Origin of the sequence: Streptococcus mitis, from assembly GCF_946190275.1 — a bacterium.
Taxonomy (GTDB): Bacteria; Bacillota; Bacilli; order Lactobacillales; family Streptococcaceae; genus Streptococcus; species Streptococcus mitis_DC.
In genome coordinates this window covers 23532-40740 of the sequence record NZ_CAMHZQ010000004.1, presented here as the reverse complement: position 1 = coordinate 40740, position 17209 = coordinate 23532, and the positions used below count along the sequence as shown (strand labels likewise).

Genomic DNA, 17209 nt, shown 5'->3' with positions numbered 1-17209 from the left:
TTTTGTGTTTGATTGTGATACAATATAGTAAGGATTTTTTGAAATAGAAATAGTTGGAGGAAAAATATGCTCTCATGGTTAGCACGCTTTATTAAAGGGATTGTGATTGCTCTTGGATTTATCCTACCGGGAATTTCCGGAGGGGTTCTAGCAGCAATCTTAGGCATTTACGAACGGATGATTGGCTTTCTGGCCCATCCCTTTAAAGACTTTAAAGAAAATGTTTTGTACTTTATTCCAGTTGCCATCGGTATGCTTCTGGGAATCGGCTTATTTTCCTACCCGATTGAATACCTGCTTGAAAATTATCAGGTCTTTGTCTTATGGAGCTTTGCGGGAGCTATCATTGGTACTGTTCCTAGCCTTCTCAAAGAATCAACTCGAGAATCTGACCGAGACAAGATTGATTTAGCTTGGTTCTGGGCAACCTTTATCATTTCTGGACTAGGTCTCTATGCCTTAAATTTTGTTGTTGGAGCCTTAAGTGCCAGCTTTCTTAATTTCGTCCTAGCTGGTGCACTGCTGGCTCTTGGCGTATTAGTTCCTGGCCTCAGTCCATCAAATCTACTTTTGATTTTGGGTCTCTATGCTCCTATGTTGACTGGTTTTAAAACCTTTGACCTCTTGGGAACCTTCTTCCCGATTGGAATTGGTGCAGGTGCAACTCTCATCGTTTTTTCAAAATTGATGGATTATGCCTTAAACAACTACCACTCACGCGTCTATCATTTCATCATCGGAATCGTCTTATCAAGTACTCTTTTGATCTTGATTCCAAATGCAGGAAACGCTGAAAGTATCCAATACACTGGTCTTTCACTTGTTGGATATGTCATCATTGCCTTCTTCTTTGCACTGGGAATCTGGCTTGGTATTTGGATGAGCCAATTGGAGGATAAGTATAAATAATGGCAAAAAAAGTTAAAGTCAAAAAAACATTAGTAGAACAAATTCTGTCGAAAGCAGGTATCCCACATCAGGGGATTCAAATCAATGCCCTGGAAGGAGAACTTCCTCAAGATTATGAACGAGATCAGATTTTCAAAACCTTGGCTCTTTTGGGAGACAAGACAGGACCAATTATCGGAATTGTCCCTATCACTCAACACTTGTCGGAAAAGAAACTAGCCAAAATTTCTGGCAATAAAAAAGTGAGCATGATTCCACAAAAGGACTTGGAAAAAACAACAGGTTATATTCATGGAGCCAATAATCCCGTCGGAATTCGTCAGAAACACAATTATCCCATTTTTATCGATAAAATTGCTCTAGACTTGGATCAAATGATTGTCTCTGCTGGGGAAGTTGGTCACAGCATTATCGTTGCTCCCCAAGACTTGGCTAACTTTGTAAAAGCTGACTTTGCAGATATCTTGGAGGACAGCCAATAATGAAACTCTACTTTGTCCGCCATGGCCGCACAGTCTGGAATCAGGAAGGACGCTTTCAAGGTGCTAGTGGAGATTCTCCCCTTCTTCCTGAATCCATTGACATTCTCAAAAAACTTGGCCAATATCTCAAGGAAATTCCTTTTGATCAGATTTATTCAAGTGATTTACCTCGAGCGGTCAAATCTGCCGAGATTATCCAAAGTCAACTCAAAACGCCCTGTCCTTTAGAAAGTGTTCCTAATCTCCGTGAATGGCAGCTGGGGAAGTTGGAAGGTTTGAAAATTGCAACCTTGGAATCTATTTACCCGCAACAAATCAAAGCTTTCCGATCTAATCTTGCTCAATTTGACACTCAAATGTTTGGAGCCGAATCCCTCTATAGCACAACACAACGGACCATCCAATTTATCAAATCATTAAAAGATAGTCCAGCTGAGCGTATTCTAATTGTCGGTCACGGTGCCAATCTTACTGCCAGTCTTCGTACTCTTCTAGGATATAAAGAGCCACTTCTTCGTAAAGATGGCGGTCTAGCAAACGCCAGCCTGACAATTCTAGAAACCGTTGATTTGGAAACATTTACTCTCAATATTTGGAATGATACTTCCTATCAATAACAGAACTTGATTTTAGCGTCAAGTTCTTTTTAGTTTTGAAAGATTATCCGTGAATTTCTTACTTATTTATGATAAAATGGGAGTATCGCAAAAAATGACTCATCGTATTCAATTTTGAGTAAAACTAGGAGGATCCCATGTCAACAGAACATATGGAAGAACTAAATGACCAGCAGATCGTTCGCCGTGAAAAAATGGCTGCGCTCCGTGAACAAGGAATTGATCCTTTCGGAAAACGCTTTGAACGCACTGCAAATTCACAAGAATTAAAAGATAAATTTGCAGACCTCGATAAAGAACAATTACACGATAAAAACGAAACAGCTACTATCGCAGGACGCTTGGTAACCAAACGTGGTAAAGGTAAAGTAGGTTTTGCCCACCTTCAAGACCGCGAAGGTCAAATCCAGATCTACGTTCGTAAGGATGCTGTCGGTGAAGAAAACTACGAAATCTTCAAAAAAGCAGACCTTGGTGACTTCCTTGGTGTCGAAGGTGAAGTGATGCGTACTGATATGGGAGAACTCTCTATCAAGGCTACTCACATCACACACTTGTCTAAGGCCCTTCGTCCTCTACCAGAGAAATTCCACGGTTTGACAGACGTTGAAACAATTTACCGTAAACGTTACCTTGACTTGATTTCTAACCGTGAAAGTTTTGAGCGCTTTGTCACTCGTTCAAAAATCATTTCTGAAATCCGTCGTTACCTTGATCAAAAAGGTTTCCTTGAAGTGGAAACACCTGTTCTTCACAACGAAGCTGGTGGAGCTGCAGCCCGTCCATTTATCACCCACCACAATGCCCAAAATATTGACATGGTGCTTCGTATCGCGACTGAGCTTCACTTGAAACGCCTTATCGTTGGTGGTATGGAACGTGTCTATGAAATTGGCCGTATCTTCCGTAACGAAGGAATGGATGCTACTCATAACCCTGAATTTACTTCTATCGAAGTCTACCAAGCTTATGCAGACTTCCAAGACATCATGGACTTGACTGAAGGCATTATCCAACATGCTGCTAAAGCTGTCAAAGGCGATGGCCCAGTCAACTATCAAGGTACTGAAATCAAAATCAACGAACCATTTAAGCGTGTTCACATGGTGGATGCTATCAAAGAAATTACTGGTGTCGATTTCTGGCAAGAAATGACTTTGGAAGAAGCCAAAGCTATCGCTGCTGAGAAGAAAGTTCCAGTTGAGAAACACTACACTGAAGTTGGTCACATTATCAATGCCTTCTTTGAAGAGTTTGTTGAAGAAACCTTGATCCAACCAACCTTTGTCTATGGCCATCCAGTAGCTGTATCTCCACTGGCTAAGAAGAATCCTGAAGACGAACGCTTTACTGACCGTTTCGAGCTCTTCATCATGACTAAGGAGTACGGTAATGCCTTTACTGAGCTCAACGACCCAATCGACCAGCTTAGTCGCTTTGAAGCCCAAGCTAAAGCCAAAGAACTTGGTGACGATGAAGCGACAGGCATCGACTACGACTACATCGAAGCTCTTGAATACGGTATGCCACCAACAGGTGGTTTGGGAATCGGTATTGACCGTCTCTGCATGCTCCTCACTGATACAACAACTATCCGTGATGTATTGCTCTTCCCAACAATGAAATAATCACTTATCCTCTGGTACTTGCCAGAGGATTTTTTGATGCAAAAAAAGACTGAGTAAAAACTCAATCTCTACTTTTCACTTCTTTGGTTGCTACATCTTCTCCAAACCATTTTTGGCTGATTTCTTGGAACTTTCCTTCTTGGTATAGTGCGATAAAAGCTTGATTTAAAGCTTGCAGTAATCTTTTGTCAGCTGGTCTAACTCCGACCGCAAAGGATTCACTTTCAAATCCAGCTGAAAAGACATTGTAGTCATTTAATATACCCTCAGACTGGAGGTAATAATTAGCATACACTCGGTCAATCAACAAGGCATCAATCCGGTCATTTTTCAAATCAATCAAGGCCTCATTAAAACTCTGGTACTGATTAGCCTTCTGGTCTTTTACACGATTTTTCAGTAAGTCTGGCTGGGCTTCAAAATCCAAATAACCAGAGGAACCGGCTTGGGCTCCCAAAGTCTTATCCTTCATATCCTCTACTGAATGAATTTTCTGGCTTTTCTTCGCAACCAGAACTTGCTGATTTTCCATATAAGGAATGCTAAAAGCAACCTTCTCTCGGCGTTCATCAGTGGCAGAATAGCCATTCCAGATGGCATCAATAGTTCCATTTTGCAGTTCTGTCTCCTTCATATCCCAGTCAATTGGCTGAAATTGAACTTTAAAACCTAATTTTTCAGAAACTGCTTGCGCCAAGTCAATATCAAAGCCTGTGTATTGGCCATTCTTTTCTTCAAATCCCATAGGTACGAATGTATTGTCAAAACCAATAGTAATGATTCCCTGCTCTTGATACTTATCCCAGTTATCCTGCTTTGGATCGCTAGCCTTCTGAGTACAGGCCGTTAAAAAGAGAGTCAGGAACGAAACCAATACCAAAGCAATTTTCTTATTAGTCATCGGCACCTCCTACTTGGGCTCAACCTTGAGAATCTGATCTGCGATATTTTCAGCGAATTGTAAATCGTGGGTAACCACAATCTGCGTCATCCCAAGTTCCCTATTTTGCAAGATCAGTTTTTCCACTTCCAAGCGCAATTCTGGATCTAGTGCCGAAGTTGGTTCATCGTAGCCAATGATTTCTGGGTCAATCATCATAGCACGCGCCAAGGCCACCCGCTGCTTTTGCCCACCTGATAGTGAGAATGGATAGGCATCTGCATGTCCTGCCAGTCCTAATTGTTCCAAAAGACCACGCGCCTTCTTCTCTGCCTCTTCCTGCTTCATTCCCATTGTTTTCACAGGCGATAAGGTCAAATTGTCTAGAACTGATAAATGAGGGAAAAGTTGAAAATCTTGGAATACAAATCCTAGTAGATTGCGCTTCTCCAATTCATCCAGTTCTAAAGGTTCTCCATTATAAAAGATTTGCCCTGAATCGATGGTTTCAAGACCCGCAAGCATGCGTAAGAGAGTTGTCTTACCTCCACCAGAAGGTCCAACGATAGCTAGGATTTGCTTTTCAGGAATGTTTAGACTGAAATTAGATAAAATTTGCTTTTCACCAAATCCCTTATTGATATTTCGTAATTCTAACATGGCAGCCTCCTATCTATAGTAACTGTACTTCTTCTCAACTTTTTTGGCAAGAATGGTCACAATACCAATCAAAATCAAGTAAATAGCACCTGCCAAGAACATAGGAACCAGACTAGCATCACGATTTGCAGCTGTTCGACTAGCTAAGATAAGATCTGAAATTCCTAGAGCATAGACCAGAGATGTATCCTTGACCAAACTCATGACTTCATTAAAGACACTAGGAAGAACAATCTTGGTCACCTGAGGCAAAATAATATAGCGCACTGTGGCAAAAGGACTAAACTTCAAGACCTTAGCAGCCTCATATTGACCTTTAGGAATGGTATCAATCCCTCCACGGAAAATTTCAGCAAAGTAAGCCGCATAATTGAGAACAAAAGCAATAATAGCCGCAGGAAGACGATCCAAACGAATCCCAACACTTGGGAGAACATAATAGATAAAAATCAATTGCAAGAGCAAGGGTGTGCCTCGCATAATCCAAATGTAAATGTTAATCAGATGATGGAGGAGCTTCCAATGGACTTGCAAGGCAAAGGCAATCAAAACACCCAAGGGAATAGAAAAAATCAAGACCAGTGCAAAAACCTGCAAAGTCATGCTTGCACCGCTCAATAAACTCGGTAATATCTCAAACAAATAAGACATACTGCACCTCCTAAAAATAATTGCTCCTATTATAGCATAAATAAACAAAATAACCAAGAATTTTTGTAAAAAAATTCTCTTTAAAAAGAAAAACTATATCTATCAAAAATGATAAGATACAGTTTTAAAAATATATTCTTACAATCTCTCAAACAATTCTTGCATTTGCACATCATCTGGAACCAGTTTTAAGTAAGCTTGTGCATTGACTTTTGCTTCCTCAAAGTAGCCCAATTCACGCAAGAGATAGATATAGTGTTCCAGAAACTCTGGATTGTCCTTTAAATCTTCTGCCAACTCTTGGTAAAGCTCATAGGCAGTATCCAAATCGTCCATTTCTTGATAGGAACGAGCAATCATCCACTTGGTCAAGAGATTTTCTGGCTCCTCACTTTGCAAGTCTAGAATGTCTTCATAACGCTCCTGCTCCAGATAAATAGTTGCTAGACGGAGTAAGATTTCTTCCGTATCCTCAGCATCTTCTTTAGCAGTAAGGAGGTAGTTCTCTGCTCCACTAGCATCATGCAATTCATAGGAAAATTGTGAAGCTACTAACAAGAGTCTTGTTTCAAAAGGATTTTTCTCCAAGCCTTGCTTAGCGATACGCAGGGCTTCTTGAACTTGGTGTTCCTTATGTAAGGCCTGGCTATATCCATACTCATAACCTTCAAAGGCAGGAGAAATGGTATCGATCTGCTTAAAGTAGAGGACAGCTTTTTGATATTCTTCTTGATCAAAGTAAAGGCTGGCCAGCTCAAAAGCTGTTAGATCATCGTATTCTAACTCCAGGGCTTTTTCTAAAAACTCTGTGGCCGTTTCAAATTTCCCTAACTGGGCATAGGCAAAGCCAATTCGTTGATAGGTGGAAATGCCCGTTTGCTCATAAATCGAGCGATTATCTAACTGGGCATAGCCTTGAATGGCCTCTTGGTAATTTTCCAATTCACTATCTAATTCTGCCAAACCCAATATCAAGAGAGGATCATCTGAATAACTCAAAGCCTCCAGCAATTTCTCACGCGCCACATCTGTCAAACCTTCCAACTGGTAAAGGTCTGCTTTTAGAGCCAAAGCCGAAACATACCAGTCACTGTCAGCTTGGATTTCCTCAAGATAGGCAAAGGCTTCCTCAATTTGACCATCCTCGCTAGCAATTGCTGCTAGATTAAGATGAACCTCTGGGAAATCCTCTACGATTTTCAGGTAAATTTCCTTGGCCTGAGGATAAAAACCAATCCCTTCAAGATAAGTTGCCAACTCATACAGAAGGTCACTTGAATCATTTTCTAAAGCTTTGGCGAAATAATGCTCAGCCTTGGCTAAATCTTGCTCTTCCAAAGCCTGTAACATCTGTTGACTATTGTTCACTCTTGACTTCCTCTCCCTCTACTTCATATAGACCACTGACTACCTTATACCATTCGAAAATAGCTGAAATGACAACCTTAGCAGAGGCATAAACCGGAATACCAAGCAAGACTCCCCAGATACCAAACATAGAGCCCGAAGTTAACAAGACAAAGAGAACATTAATAGGATGGATGTTTAATTGACTTCCCAAAATCAATGGAGAGACAAAACGGCCTTCAATAGTTTGTTCTACGATAAAGACAATCACTACTTTCAAAAGCATGACTGGACCAGCAATCAAACCCAATACTAGAGCAGGGAGCATGGCTAAGAAGCTACCAAGATAAGGAACCAGATTTAGAATACCAGCAGTAACACCCAGCGTAACCGCATAGCGTAGACCAATGATCTTGAAGAAGATCATAAACATTACCGCAACAATAATAGCCACTGTCACTTGCCCTCGAACATAGTTGGACAACTGCTGATTCACATCTGATAAAACTTGTCCAACAGGTTCTTTCAATTTCGTTGGCATGAATTGGGTCAAATAGTGACGTAGTCCTTTTCCATCACGTAAGAGATAAAAGAGCATGAACGGAACGATAATCAAGGCAACAATCACTTGAGAAGCCCCGCTAATAAAGGCACTCACCCAGTTTACTGCCTGAGAAGAAACCTTGCTCGCCCAAACTGTAGCCTGACTAGAGAAGTTTGTCAAAACTTGTTCTAACTGAGGCCTGAAATCATCTGGTAAACGCTTGGTTACCAAATCATCAATAACCCTATCAGCATCTTCAAGGTAGATTGGTACATTTCTTGCAAATGTTAAGACCTGACGTTGCAGATTTGGAATCGCTACTGCCAAGCCCCAAATGATAAAAAGAGCGATAATCACAAAAACAGTACTGATTGCTATGACACGATTAACCTTATGCTTCTCCATCCAATCAACAATAGGATTTAATAAATAATATAGCAAACCAGATAGAATAACTGGCAACATCACGACTGCCAAAAAGTCTAAAACAGGTGAAAATAGAAAACTAATCTTACTTAAAATAAAAAGATTCAGTCCCAATAATAAGGTTACCAAAAATACCGTAATGGCCTTGTTATCCAAAAACCACTTGAAAAACCAAGATAGGCTAAAATGTTTCTCTTTTTGCTCCATAAATACTTCCTTTCTATTGTTCTCCCATTATACCATTTTTAAATCAAAATAACTCTTTTTTAAAGTGCTTACATGGAGACCGCGACATAAAAAATCTCCTCAAAAGAGGAGATTCGATTAGTCTTGAATATGACGGTCTAAGTTCTTCTGATAATCAGCATTGGATTTGGCTTTTTCATCAGCAAATTTCTTGCGGAACTCATCCATTTCTTTAGTAGTGACAATCTTATCTTGGATTTTCAGATACTTGTAGCTATTTTCACTAGTCTTGTCACCTACCCAGCCACCGGCACCACTGCCAGGAACCATTTTCGTCACTAGCATTTGAGCACCATCAGAGTATACTGGAATAACAAGTGCACTATCTGACAACCAAGCTTGAGCCTTAGAATATTTGGAATAACGTTTTTGAAGGTCTGTTTTCTCACTATTTGCATCATCAATCAGTTCTTTGTATTTATCCAATCCAACTGTTTTAATAACTGGATTGTCTGTTCCTGGTGCCACACCAAGAGCACTTAGGAGACTTGGACCTGAAGTTGGATCAAATACATCTAGATAAGTCGATGGATCTGCAAAGTCTGGAGTCCAACCACTGACTGCATTAATATCCCAGTCGGTATTGGTATTGGAAGTAGCTAGGACAGTCATACTGCCCAATTCGTCATCAGAAACTTGTTGAATATCAACAACTACATTGTCAGAGCCTAAGGCTTCCTCAATGGATTGTTTATAAGACTGAACCTGACGAATAAAATCTGGATTTGATGAAGAAATTGGCAAATCTAAATGAATTGGGAACTGGACTCCATCAGCTTGAAGGGTTTTCTTAGCAGCTTCAAACTTAGCTTTAGCCTTGTCTACATTATGAAGTGAATCTTGGGCATCATCAAGACTAACATCTTTCCAGACATTATCCAATTTATCCAATTCTGTCTTAGTGACTTGACCAAATGTTTGATCTCCTACTTGAACAAATGTTGGAGGAGTGAAACTTGTCCGTAACTTACGAGGTCCTACTTCATCACCAAATACTTGAGAGATCCCTGCTTTACGATCTACCGCAAAAGCCAAGGCTTGACGGAAATCTTTGTTTAACAAGGCTTTCTTAGTAGAAGTTTTTTCTGTATCACTTGTTTTAGCAGTGTGATTGTATGACACACGATCAATATTAGTAGACATATAGAATACGCCACCTCTTTGTTGACCATATACAATATTATCCTTGTACTTTTCTTTTAGACGTTCATAGTTGGCAGAGTTTTTAAAGAGTGGAGCAGCTGGATAATGTCCCTCATCAAAACCGCGACCTAGAGAGTCTGCATCTTGACCATCAAAGAAAGATAACTTGATATCATCAATAAAGACATTTTGTTTATCCCAGTAGTTTTGGTTTTTAGTCATTTCGATAGAAGACTTAGATGTAAGACCTTTGAGGAGATAAGGCCCATTGTATAGAATGCTCGTTACATCCGTTGGTTTACCAAAGTCATCTCCTTTAGAAGCTAAAAAGTCTTCATTAACTGGTGCAAGGACTCCCATTGTTGTTTTTGAATTCCAGAAAGATTCTGGATGATTCAAAGTATAGACTACAGTATAATCGTCAGTTGCTTTTACCCCAACAGTAGAAAAATCTGTTGTTTTCCCATTTACATAGTCATCCAATCCTTTGATAGAATCCTGTACGAGATAAAGAGCCTGTGATTTTTTATTTGCTGCATGCTTCAGACCAGTTACAAAGTCTTGAGCCTTGACTTCACCATACTCTTCCCCCTCATTGGTATACCATTTGACACCCTGACGGATTTTATAGGTATAGGTCAAACCATCTTTGGAAACAGTCCAATCTTCTGCAACTGATGGAACAAGATTCCCATATTGGTCATTTTCAAGCAAACCGTCAATAACGTTACCTGTGACCTGTTTAGTGCTGACATTTCCAGAAACTGTATAATCCAAAGTAACAGGATCTGATGAGAATACATAGGCATAAGTAACTGGTTTAGTTGCTGGTTTAGTTGCTTCTTTATTACCATTACCAGATGAACACGCTGCTAGGACAGCTGCCGAGAGTACAGCAACTCCTGCTGCTAAGAAAACACGATTTTTCATAGTCAAACTCCTTTTAAAATTTGATAGATTCATTATAGCACTTTTAAGAAGAAAAGTAAGGAAAACAATCTCAATATTATTATATTTTTCAAAAAAACAATCAATTATTTTTTTAAAGTGCTTACATCTAATTGGATGTCTTTAATTGGCTTGTTTTTGTGATATAATAGTCTTATCTTTATATAGAGGTAAAGTTATGAAAGAAACTGTTTATTTTGGAACTTATACACGTCGTACTTCTCAAGGGATTTACAAGGCAGACTTTGATACAGAAACTGGTCAGCTTTCAAATCTAGAACTTTTTGCTACTGAGCCAAGCCCAACCTACCTTGCCTTTGACCAGCACCAACATTTATACACTGTTGGTAGTCAAGACGATAAGGGAGGAATTGCAGCCTATCAAACTGACGGGACTTTATTAAATCATGTCGTTGAAGAAGGAGCCCCCCACTGTTATGTTGCCGTTGATGAAAAGCGTGATTTGGTTTATGCGGCCAACTACCACAAGGGACAGGTCCTTGTTTATAAACGTCAGGAAGATGGTCGTCTTCTACTTAGTGATGTTGATCAACACAGTGGCCAAGGTCCACATGAAAATCAAGCTTCTCCACATGTTCACTATACAGATTTAACACCTGACCACTATCTAGTGACCTGCGACTTGGGTACTGACCAAGTAATTACTTATGATCTTGATCCAGAAGGAAAATTATCTAAGCTCTATACCTATCATAGCCAGCCAGGAGCAGGCTCACGCCATATTATTTTCCATAACCATTATAAAATCGCTTATCTCATTTGTGAACTCAATAGCACTATCGAGGTTCTAATCTACGATGGTGTTGGCGAATTTGAACGCATGCAAGTCATTTCAACTCTACCAGACGGTTATGAAGGCTTTAATGGTACTGCTGCTATTCGTCTCTCTAAAGATGGTAAATACCTCTACGCTTCTAACCGTGGTCATGATTCTATCGCAGTATATACAATTCTTGCAGACGGTAGCTTAGAGTTATTAGAAATCGTTCCTACACATGGTCAGACTCCACGTGATTTTGATTTGACACCAGACCAAGAATTTGTCATTGCTGTCCATCAGGACTCTGACAATGTAACCGTCTTTAAACGCAATTCTGAAACTGGACGTCTAGCAGAACTTTCTAATGACTTCCATGTTCCAGAAGCAGTCTGCATCAGTTTTGCCCCTTAAGAAACCATAAAAAATGAACTTGATAACTCAAGTTCATTTTTTCTTATAGTCTTTTTCCGACATTAATACGGTTAATGGCACGTTGCAGTGCAATCTTCGCACGACGTTCTTGATCAATCAAGTTTTTGTCTTGTGCTTCTTCAATTTCACGCTCTGCTCGAAGTTTGGCACGTTCTGCACGACTGATATCGATATCACGAGCACGTTCTGCAGAATCCGCAACGATTGTGATGGTATTATTGGCAATTTCAATAACGCCCCCGTTTACTGCAATCCAGTTCACGTGATCTTCATCATCAATACGCTTTACCTTTACTTCATCAACTGCTAAAACCGCAATCATATTTTCATGTCGTGGCAAGATCCCCATCTCACCATCCAGAGTTCGAACCGATACATAGCTGGCATGGTGATCATAGACGAGACCATCTGGTGTCACGATCTGGACAGTTAACTGAGCCATAGATCACCTCTTAAAATCCCATTTTTTCAGCTTTGGCAATCACATCTTCGATAGAACCTACACCACGGAAGGCATCTTCTGGCAAGTGGTCATGTTTACCATCAAGGATTTCCTTAAAGCCACGAACAGTTTCAGCAACTGGAACATAAGAACCTGGCTGACCAGTAAATTGTTCCGCAACGTTGAAGTTTTGTGACAAGAAGAACTGGATACGACGGGCACGAGCCACCAAGGTCTTTTCTTCATCAGAAAGCTCATCCATACCAAGGATAGCAATGATATCTTGCAACTCATGGTAACGTTGAAGGACACGTTTTACTTCTGCAGCAACTGCATAGTGCTCTTCTCCAACGATTTCAGGTGCCAAGGCACGTGAGCTTGAAGCAAGTGGGTCAACGGCTGGATAAATACCCAATTGTACCAACTTACGTTCCAAGTTTGTTGTTGAATCCAAGTGAGCGAAGGCTGTTGCTGGCGCTGGGTCAGTATAGTCATCCGCTGGCACATAGATAGCCTGGATAGAGGTTACAGAACCCTTCTTGGTTGATGTAATACGTTCTTGCAATTGACCCATTTCCGTAGCAAGGGTTGGTTGATAACCAACGGCTGATGGCATACGACCCAAAAGGGCAGATACTTCTGAACCAGCCTGAGTGAAACGGAAGATATTATCGATAAAGAGAAGCACGTCTTGGCCTTCTACATCACGGAAGTATTCAGCGATTGTCAAACCAGTAAGGGCAACACGCATACGTGCTCCTGGTGGCTCATTCATCTGACCAAATACCATGGCTGTTTTCTCGATAACACCTGATTCTTTCATTTCCCAGTAAAGGTCGTTCCCCTCACGAGTACGTTCCCCAACACCAGTAAATACTGAAATACCACCGTGTTCTTGGGCAATGTTGTGAATCAATTCTTGAATCAAGACAGTTTTACCAACTCCGGCACCACCGAAAAGTCCAACTTTACCACCTTTAAGGTAAGGGGCAAGAAGGTCGATAACCTTAATCCCTGTTTCAAGGATTTCAGAAGAGGTAGACAACTCATCAAAAGTTGGAGCTTTTTTATGAATTGGCTGACGCTCTGCGTCTTCTGTAAAAGGAGCTTCCAAGTCAATGGTATCTCCCAAAACGTTGAAGACACGTCCCAAAGTTTCTTTACCTACTGGTACAGAGATTGGACGACCTGTGTCCAATACTTCCATTCCACGAGTCAACCCATCTGTTGATTCCATGGCGATAGTACGGACCATACCATCTCCCAACTCCAAGGCTACTTCAAGGACGATTTTTGTTTTTCTTTCGTCATTTTTGTAGACGACAAGTGCATTGTTAATCTCAGGAAGTTTTTCCCCTGCTGCAAACAAGACGTCTACAACGGGACCGATAACCTGAGCAATTTTACCTGAACTCATCTCCTTCTCCTATTCTATATAAGATACTGTCGGTTCCTAGCTCAACTAGGTCCTAATACTCTTCGCAAATCTCTTCAAACCACGTCAGCTCTATCTGCAACCTCAAAACAGTGTTTTGAGCAGCCTGCGGCTAGCTTCCTAGTTTGCTCTTTGATTTTCATTGAGTATAAGTTCATTTTCATACGAGCTGGACTAGAGCCTATTCTAAGGCACTAGCACCCGCTACGATTTCTGTAATTTCTTGTGTAATCGCCGCCTGTCTGGCACGGTTATACTGAATTGTCAAATCATTAATGACTTTCTTAGCATTATCTGTCGCTGTTTGCATGGCTGTCATACCGGCAGCATTTTCAGCTGTCTTGGCATCGATAATAGCCCCGTAAATCATACTTTCTGCAAACTGAGGCAACAACTGCTCCAAAATTTCTTCTCGGCCTGTCTCTAATTCAAAAGTCAAGCTGTAGTCTTCATCCGCTTCATTGGGATCCAAGTCAACAATCGGAAGCATTTGTTCCACACGCATTTGACTGGTTAGCGTATTGACATGGTGGTTGTAGCAAACATAAAGCTCATCAAAGAGTTCATTTTGGTACATTTCAACAGTTTTTGAAATAATCTTACGAACTTCATCAAAGCTAGGTTGGTCTGCCAAGCCACGTAATTCATAAAGTGGTTGAATACCACGAGCCTTAAAGAAATCAGCTCCCATTCCACCGATACAGATCATTTCAAAACCTTTACCGTCTGGATGGTATTCTTCCTTCAACTCCATAACGGCTTTCAGAATAGAAGAATTATAACCTCCAACCAAACCGCGATCTGAAGTAATGACGATATAGCCTGTCTTCTTCACGGGACGGCTAATCAACATCGGATTGGTTGAACCACCAGCTCCATTACCATGAAGAATATCTGTCAAAAGTTTGCGAACTTTCTGAGCATAGACTTGGAAGTTACGAGCTGCTTCTTCAGAGCGACCTAGCTTAGCAGCCGATACCATTTGCATGGCATTAGTGATTTGACTCGTATTTTTTGTTGAGGCGATTTTTGTTTTAATATCATTTAGAGATACTGCCATCTGACACCTCTATTCTTATTGGAAGCTGGTTTGATTGAGAAACTCTGTAATCGCAGCATCCAAGACTGCTTCTTCTGGCAAGTCTTTTGTATCACGAATGGTTTCCAAAATCTCTGGATGTTGAGCATCAAAGAAGGCATGGAACTCTTCCTCGAAACGAACAATATCATCTACTGGAACAGTATCCAAGAAACCATGTGTCAAAGCATAAAGAATGGTTACTTGTTTCTCAACAGGCAATGGTTTGTGAACAGGTTGTTTCAAGACTTCAACTGTACGACGTCCACGGTTCAATTTAGCCTGTGTTGCTGCATCCAAGTCAGAACCAAACTTAGTGAAGGCTTCCAACTCACGGTATGAAGCAAGGTCGATACGAAGTGTACCAGCAACCTTCTTCATAGCTTTGATTTGTGCAGAACCACCCACACGTGATACAGATGAACCCGCATCGATGGCTGGACGAATACCCGCATTGAAGAGACCATCGCCAAGGAAGATTTGTCCATCAGTGATAGAAATCACGTTGGTTGCGATATAGGCAGAGATATCTCCTGCTTGTGTCTCGATAAATGGCAGGGCTGTAATAGATCCACCACCAAGTTCATCAGAAACTTTAGCTGAGCGCTCAAGCAAACGGCTGTGAAGATAGAAAACATCCCCTGGGAAGGCTTCACGACCTGGAGGACGACGAAGCAAGAGTGACAGTTCACGATAAGCTACCGCTTGTTTTGATAAATCATCATAAACGATCAAAACATGTTTCCCTTGATACATAAATTCTTCTGCCATGGCAACCCCAGCATAAGGAGCTAGGAAGAGCAATGGAGATGGTTGTGAAGCAGAGGCTGTCACAACGATTGTGTAGTCCAAGGCACCGTACTGACGTAGTGTTTCTACTTGCGTACGAACTGTTGATTCTTTTTGTCCAATCGCTACGTAGATACAGATCATATCTTGACCTTTTTGGTTCAAGATTGTATCAATCGCAATGGTTGTTTTCCCTGTCTGACGGTCACCGATAATCAACTCACGTTGACCACGACCAATCGGTACAAGGGCGTCAATAGCTTTCAAACCGGTTTGCAATGGTTCTGATACAGACTTACGTTGCATAACACCAGGAGCTGGCGCTTCTACTGGACGAGTTTTATCAGTGTGGATTTCTCCAAGACCATCAACTGGACGACCAAGCGGATCCACAACACGACCAATCAGACTTTCACCTACTGGGACTTCCATGATTTTACCTGTACGGCGGATTGTATCGCCTTCACGGATATCTGTAAAGTCACCTAGGATGATAATACCAACGTCTGTTGACTCCAAGTTTTGAGCCATACCATAAGAGCCGTTTTCAAAAATCAACAACTCTCCACTCATGGCATTTTCAAGGCCATGAGCACGCGCGATACCATCCCCGATATAGGTTACAACACCTGTTTCAGTCACATCAAAATTGGGTTTGAAATTTTCAATTTGTTGCTTAATTAAAGCGCTGATTTCTTGTGCGTTAATTGCCAAAAGAACACCACTTTCTATTTCAAATTTTCTTTAACAACTTTAAGTTGTTGTTTAATACTCACATCAATTGTCTTGTGATTGGCAAAAATGACAAAACCACCAATGAGACTTTCATCGATTTGTTCTTTTACACTCCTTACTTTAAGAGACATTTTTTTCTCAATCAAAGGGAGCAAGCGACTCTTCTGTTCATCAGTTAGAGGATGAGCAGAAGTAATCGTCACTTCAAATCGATTTGTTTCTTTTTCAAGTCGGTTCAAGCAATCTACAAGCATATCATAAAAGAGGTTTGCTCTGTGATTGTAGATAAGAACCTGGATCAAGTTTTGCAATAAAGGTGACACAGAGTCTTGGAAGAAAGCAATTGTTTTTTCCTTATCAGACTCGTCTACTGCCACTTTTTTTAAAAAAGAAGGTAAACCTGTTTCTTCAGCAACTTGCTTGATTTGAGTCAAGTCTGAAAAGATACGGTCTTCTTCTCCTTTTTCAAGTACCAATTGGACAAAAGGCATGCTGTATTTTTCAATTACCTTTACTGTTTTCTTGTCCATTAAGCTTCTCCTAGCTGATCGATATACTGATCAATGAGTTCTTTATGGGCATGACCGTCAAGGTTTTGTGAGATGATTTTACCAGCTAAGCTGATTGTCAAATCTGCTACCTCACCCTTAACGCTTTGTAAAGCTTCAGCTTTGTTTTGAGCAATTTCTTGGTTTGCTTTTTCTTTTAAGCGTCCTGCTTCTAGTTTAGCATCTGCTAAAATACTAGCTTTACTTTTCTCAGCTGTTTCTTTCGCATTCTCAATGATTGTCTTAGCTTCTTTACGGCTACCAGCCAATTCATCTTCGCGTTTTTGAGCCAATACTTCTGCTTTTTGACGTGCTTCTTCAGCTCTGTCAATATCTGAAGCAATTTTTTCAGCTCTTTCTTCGAAAATGCCTGTAATATTAGACCATGCAAATTTTTTAATCAAGACTAGCAAAAGGATAAAAGAGCCAGCGATTAAAATAAAATTACCAATTAATTCACCTACTGTTACGTGCATCAGTTACTCCTT

17 protein-coding genes are annotated in these 17209 nt (G+C 40.6%); 5 read left to right on the top strand and 12 right to left on the bottom strand.

Going from position 1 to position 17209, the window contains the following annotated elements:
* Positions 1-66: 66 nt before the first annotated feature.
* The 4 genes from N8M20_RS03490 to lysS all read left to right on the top strand — a co-directional run bounded on the left by N8M20_RS03490 (position 67) and on the right by lysS (position 3636).
* Entirely contained in the window at positions 67-909 is an 843-nt protein-coding gene (locus N8M20_RS03490) for a DUF368 domain-containing protein (RefSeq protein WP_261079079.1), read from the top strand.
* Entirely contained in the window at positions 909-1391 is a 483-nt protein-coding gene (locus tag N8M20_RS03485; protein ID WP_261079078.1) for an aminoacyl-tRNA deacylase, read from the top strand. The genes N8M20_RS03490 and N8M20_RS03485 overlap by 1 nt, the downstream gene beginning before the upstream one ends.
* Positions 1391-2008, top strand: a complete 618-nt coding sequence (locus N8M20_RS03480) for a histidine phosphatase family protein (protein ID WP_261079077.1) — start codon at positions 1391-1393, stop codon at positions 2006-2008. Before N8M20_RS03485 ends, N8M20_RS03480 begins: the two co-directional genes overlap by 1 nt.
* A 137-nt stretch (positions 2009-2145) precedes the next feature.
* Positions 2146-3636: a lysine--tRNA ligase gene (gene lysS, locus N8M20_RS03475; RefSeq protein WP_261079076.1), complete on the top strand. Its 1491-nt coding sequence runs from the start codon at positions 2146-2148 to the stop codon at positions 3634-3636.
* Positions 3637-3697: 61 nt separating this feature from the next.
* Here lysS and N8M20_RS03470 read toward each other — a convergent pair whose 3' ends face one another.
* The 6 genes from N8M20_RS03470 to N8M20_RS03445 all read right to left on the bottom strand — a co-directional run bounded on the left by N8M20_RS03470 (position 3698) and on the right by N8M20_RS03445 (position 10463).
* Positions 3698-4537, bottom strand: a complete 840-nt coding sequence (locus tag N8M20_RS03470; protein ID WP_261079075.1) for an amino acid ABC transporter substrate-binding protein — start codon at positions 4535-4537, stop codon at positions 3698-3700.
* A gap of 9 nt (positions 4538-4546) precedes the next feature.
* Positions 4547-5176, bottom strand: coding sequence for an amino acid ABC transporter ATP-binding protein (locus N8M20_RS03465; protein WP_000891754.1), 630 nt, complete (start codon positions 5174-5176; stop codon positions 4547-4549).
* Between the two features lie 9 nt (positions 5177-5185).
* Positions 5186-5827: an amino acid ABC transporter permease gene (locus N8M20_RS03460; protein ID WP_261079074.1), complete on the bottom strand. Its 642-nt coding sequence runs from the start codon at positions 5825-5827 to the stop codon at positions 5186-5188.
* A 138-nt stretch (positions 5828-5965) separates the two neighbouring features.
* Positions 5966-7195 carry a tetratricopeptide repeat protein gene (locus N8M20_RS03455; protein ID WP_261079073.1) on the bottom strand — a complete coding sequence of 410 codons (1230 nt, stop codon included), beginning with the start codon at positions 7193-7195 and terminating at the stop codon, positions 5966-5968.
* Entirely contained in the window at positions 7185-8351 is a 1167-nt protein-coding gene (locus N8M20_RS03450) for an AI-2E family transporter (RefSeq protein ID WP_261079072.1), read from the bottom strand. The genes N8M20_RS03455 and N8M20_RS03450 overlap by 11 nt, the downstream gene beginning before the upstream one ends.
* 117 nt (positions 8352-8468) lie before the next feature.
* Positions 8469-10463, bottom strand: a complete 1995-nt coding sequence (locus N8M20_RS03445; protein ID WP_261079071.1) for a peptide ABC transporter substrate-binding protein — start codon at positions 10461-10463, stop codon at positions 8469-8471.
* Between the two features lie 196 nt (positions 10464-10659).
* Between N8M20_RS03445 and N8M20_RS03440 the strand changes: the two genes are divergently transcribed.
* Entirely contained in the window at positions 10660-11673 is a 1014-nt protein-coding gene (locus N8M20_RS03440) for a lactonase family protein (RefSeq protein WP_261079069.1), read from the top strand.
* A 43-nt stretch (positions 11674-11716) separates the two neighbouring features.
* Here N8M20_RS03440 and N8M20_RS03435 read toward each other — a convergent pair whose 3' ends face one another.
* The 6 genes from N8M20_RS03435 to atpF form a co-directional block, all read right to left on the bottom strand.
* The gene (locus N8M20_RS03435; RefSeq protein ID WP_000068043.1) at positions 11717-12136 is read right to left on the bottom strand and encodes a F0F1 ATP synthase subunit epsilon; all 420 of its coding nucleotides are present in this window, start codon (positions 12134-12136) and stop codon (positions 11717-11719) included.
* Between the two features lie 10 nt (positions 12137-12146).
* Positions 12147-13553: a F0F1 ATP synthase subunit beta gene (gene atpD, locus N8M20_RS03430; protein WP_000094357.1), complete on the bottom strand. Its 1407-nt coding sequence runs from the start codon at positions 13551-13553 to the stop codon at positions 12147-12149.
* A 199-nt stretch (positions 13554-13752) separates the two neighbouring features.
* Positions 13753-14631: a F0F1 ATP synthase subunit gamma gene (locus N8M20_RS03425; RefSeq protein WP_000301215.1), complete on the bottom strand. Its 879-nt coding sequence runs from the start codon at positions 14629-14631 to the stop codon at positions 13753-13755.
* A gap of 15 nt (positions 14632-14646) precedes the next feature.
* On the bottom strand, positions 14647-16152 hold the full coding sequence (gene atpA / locus N8M20_RS03420; protein WP_000996629.1) for a F0F1 ATP synthase subunit alpha: 1506 nt from the start codon (positions 16150-16152) through the stop codon (positions 14647-14649).
* A 14-nt stretch (positions 16153-16166) separates the two neighbouring features.
* Positions 16167-16703, bottom strand: coding sequence for a F0F1 ATP synthase subunit delta (locus N8M20_RS03415; protein WP_261079067.1), 537 nt, complete (start codon positions 16701-16703; stop codon positions 16167-16169).
* Positions 16703-17197 (bottom strand): F0F1 ATP synthase subunit B, encoded by a 495-nt coding sequence (gene atpF / locus N8M20_RS03410; protein ID WP_000558549.1) that lies wholly within the window; start codon positions 17195-17197, stop codon positions 16703-16705. Before atpF ends, N8M20_RS03415 begins: the two co-directional genes overlap by 1 nt.
* Between the last annotated feature and the right edge of the window lie 12 nt (positions 17198-17209).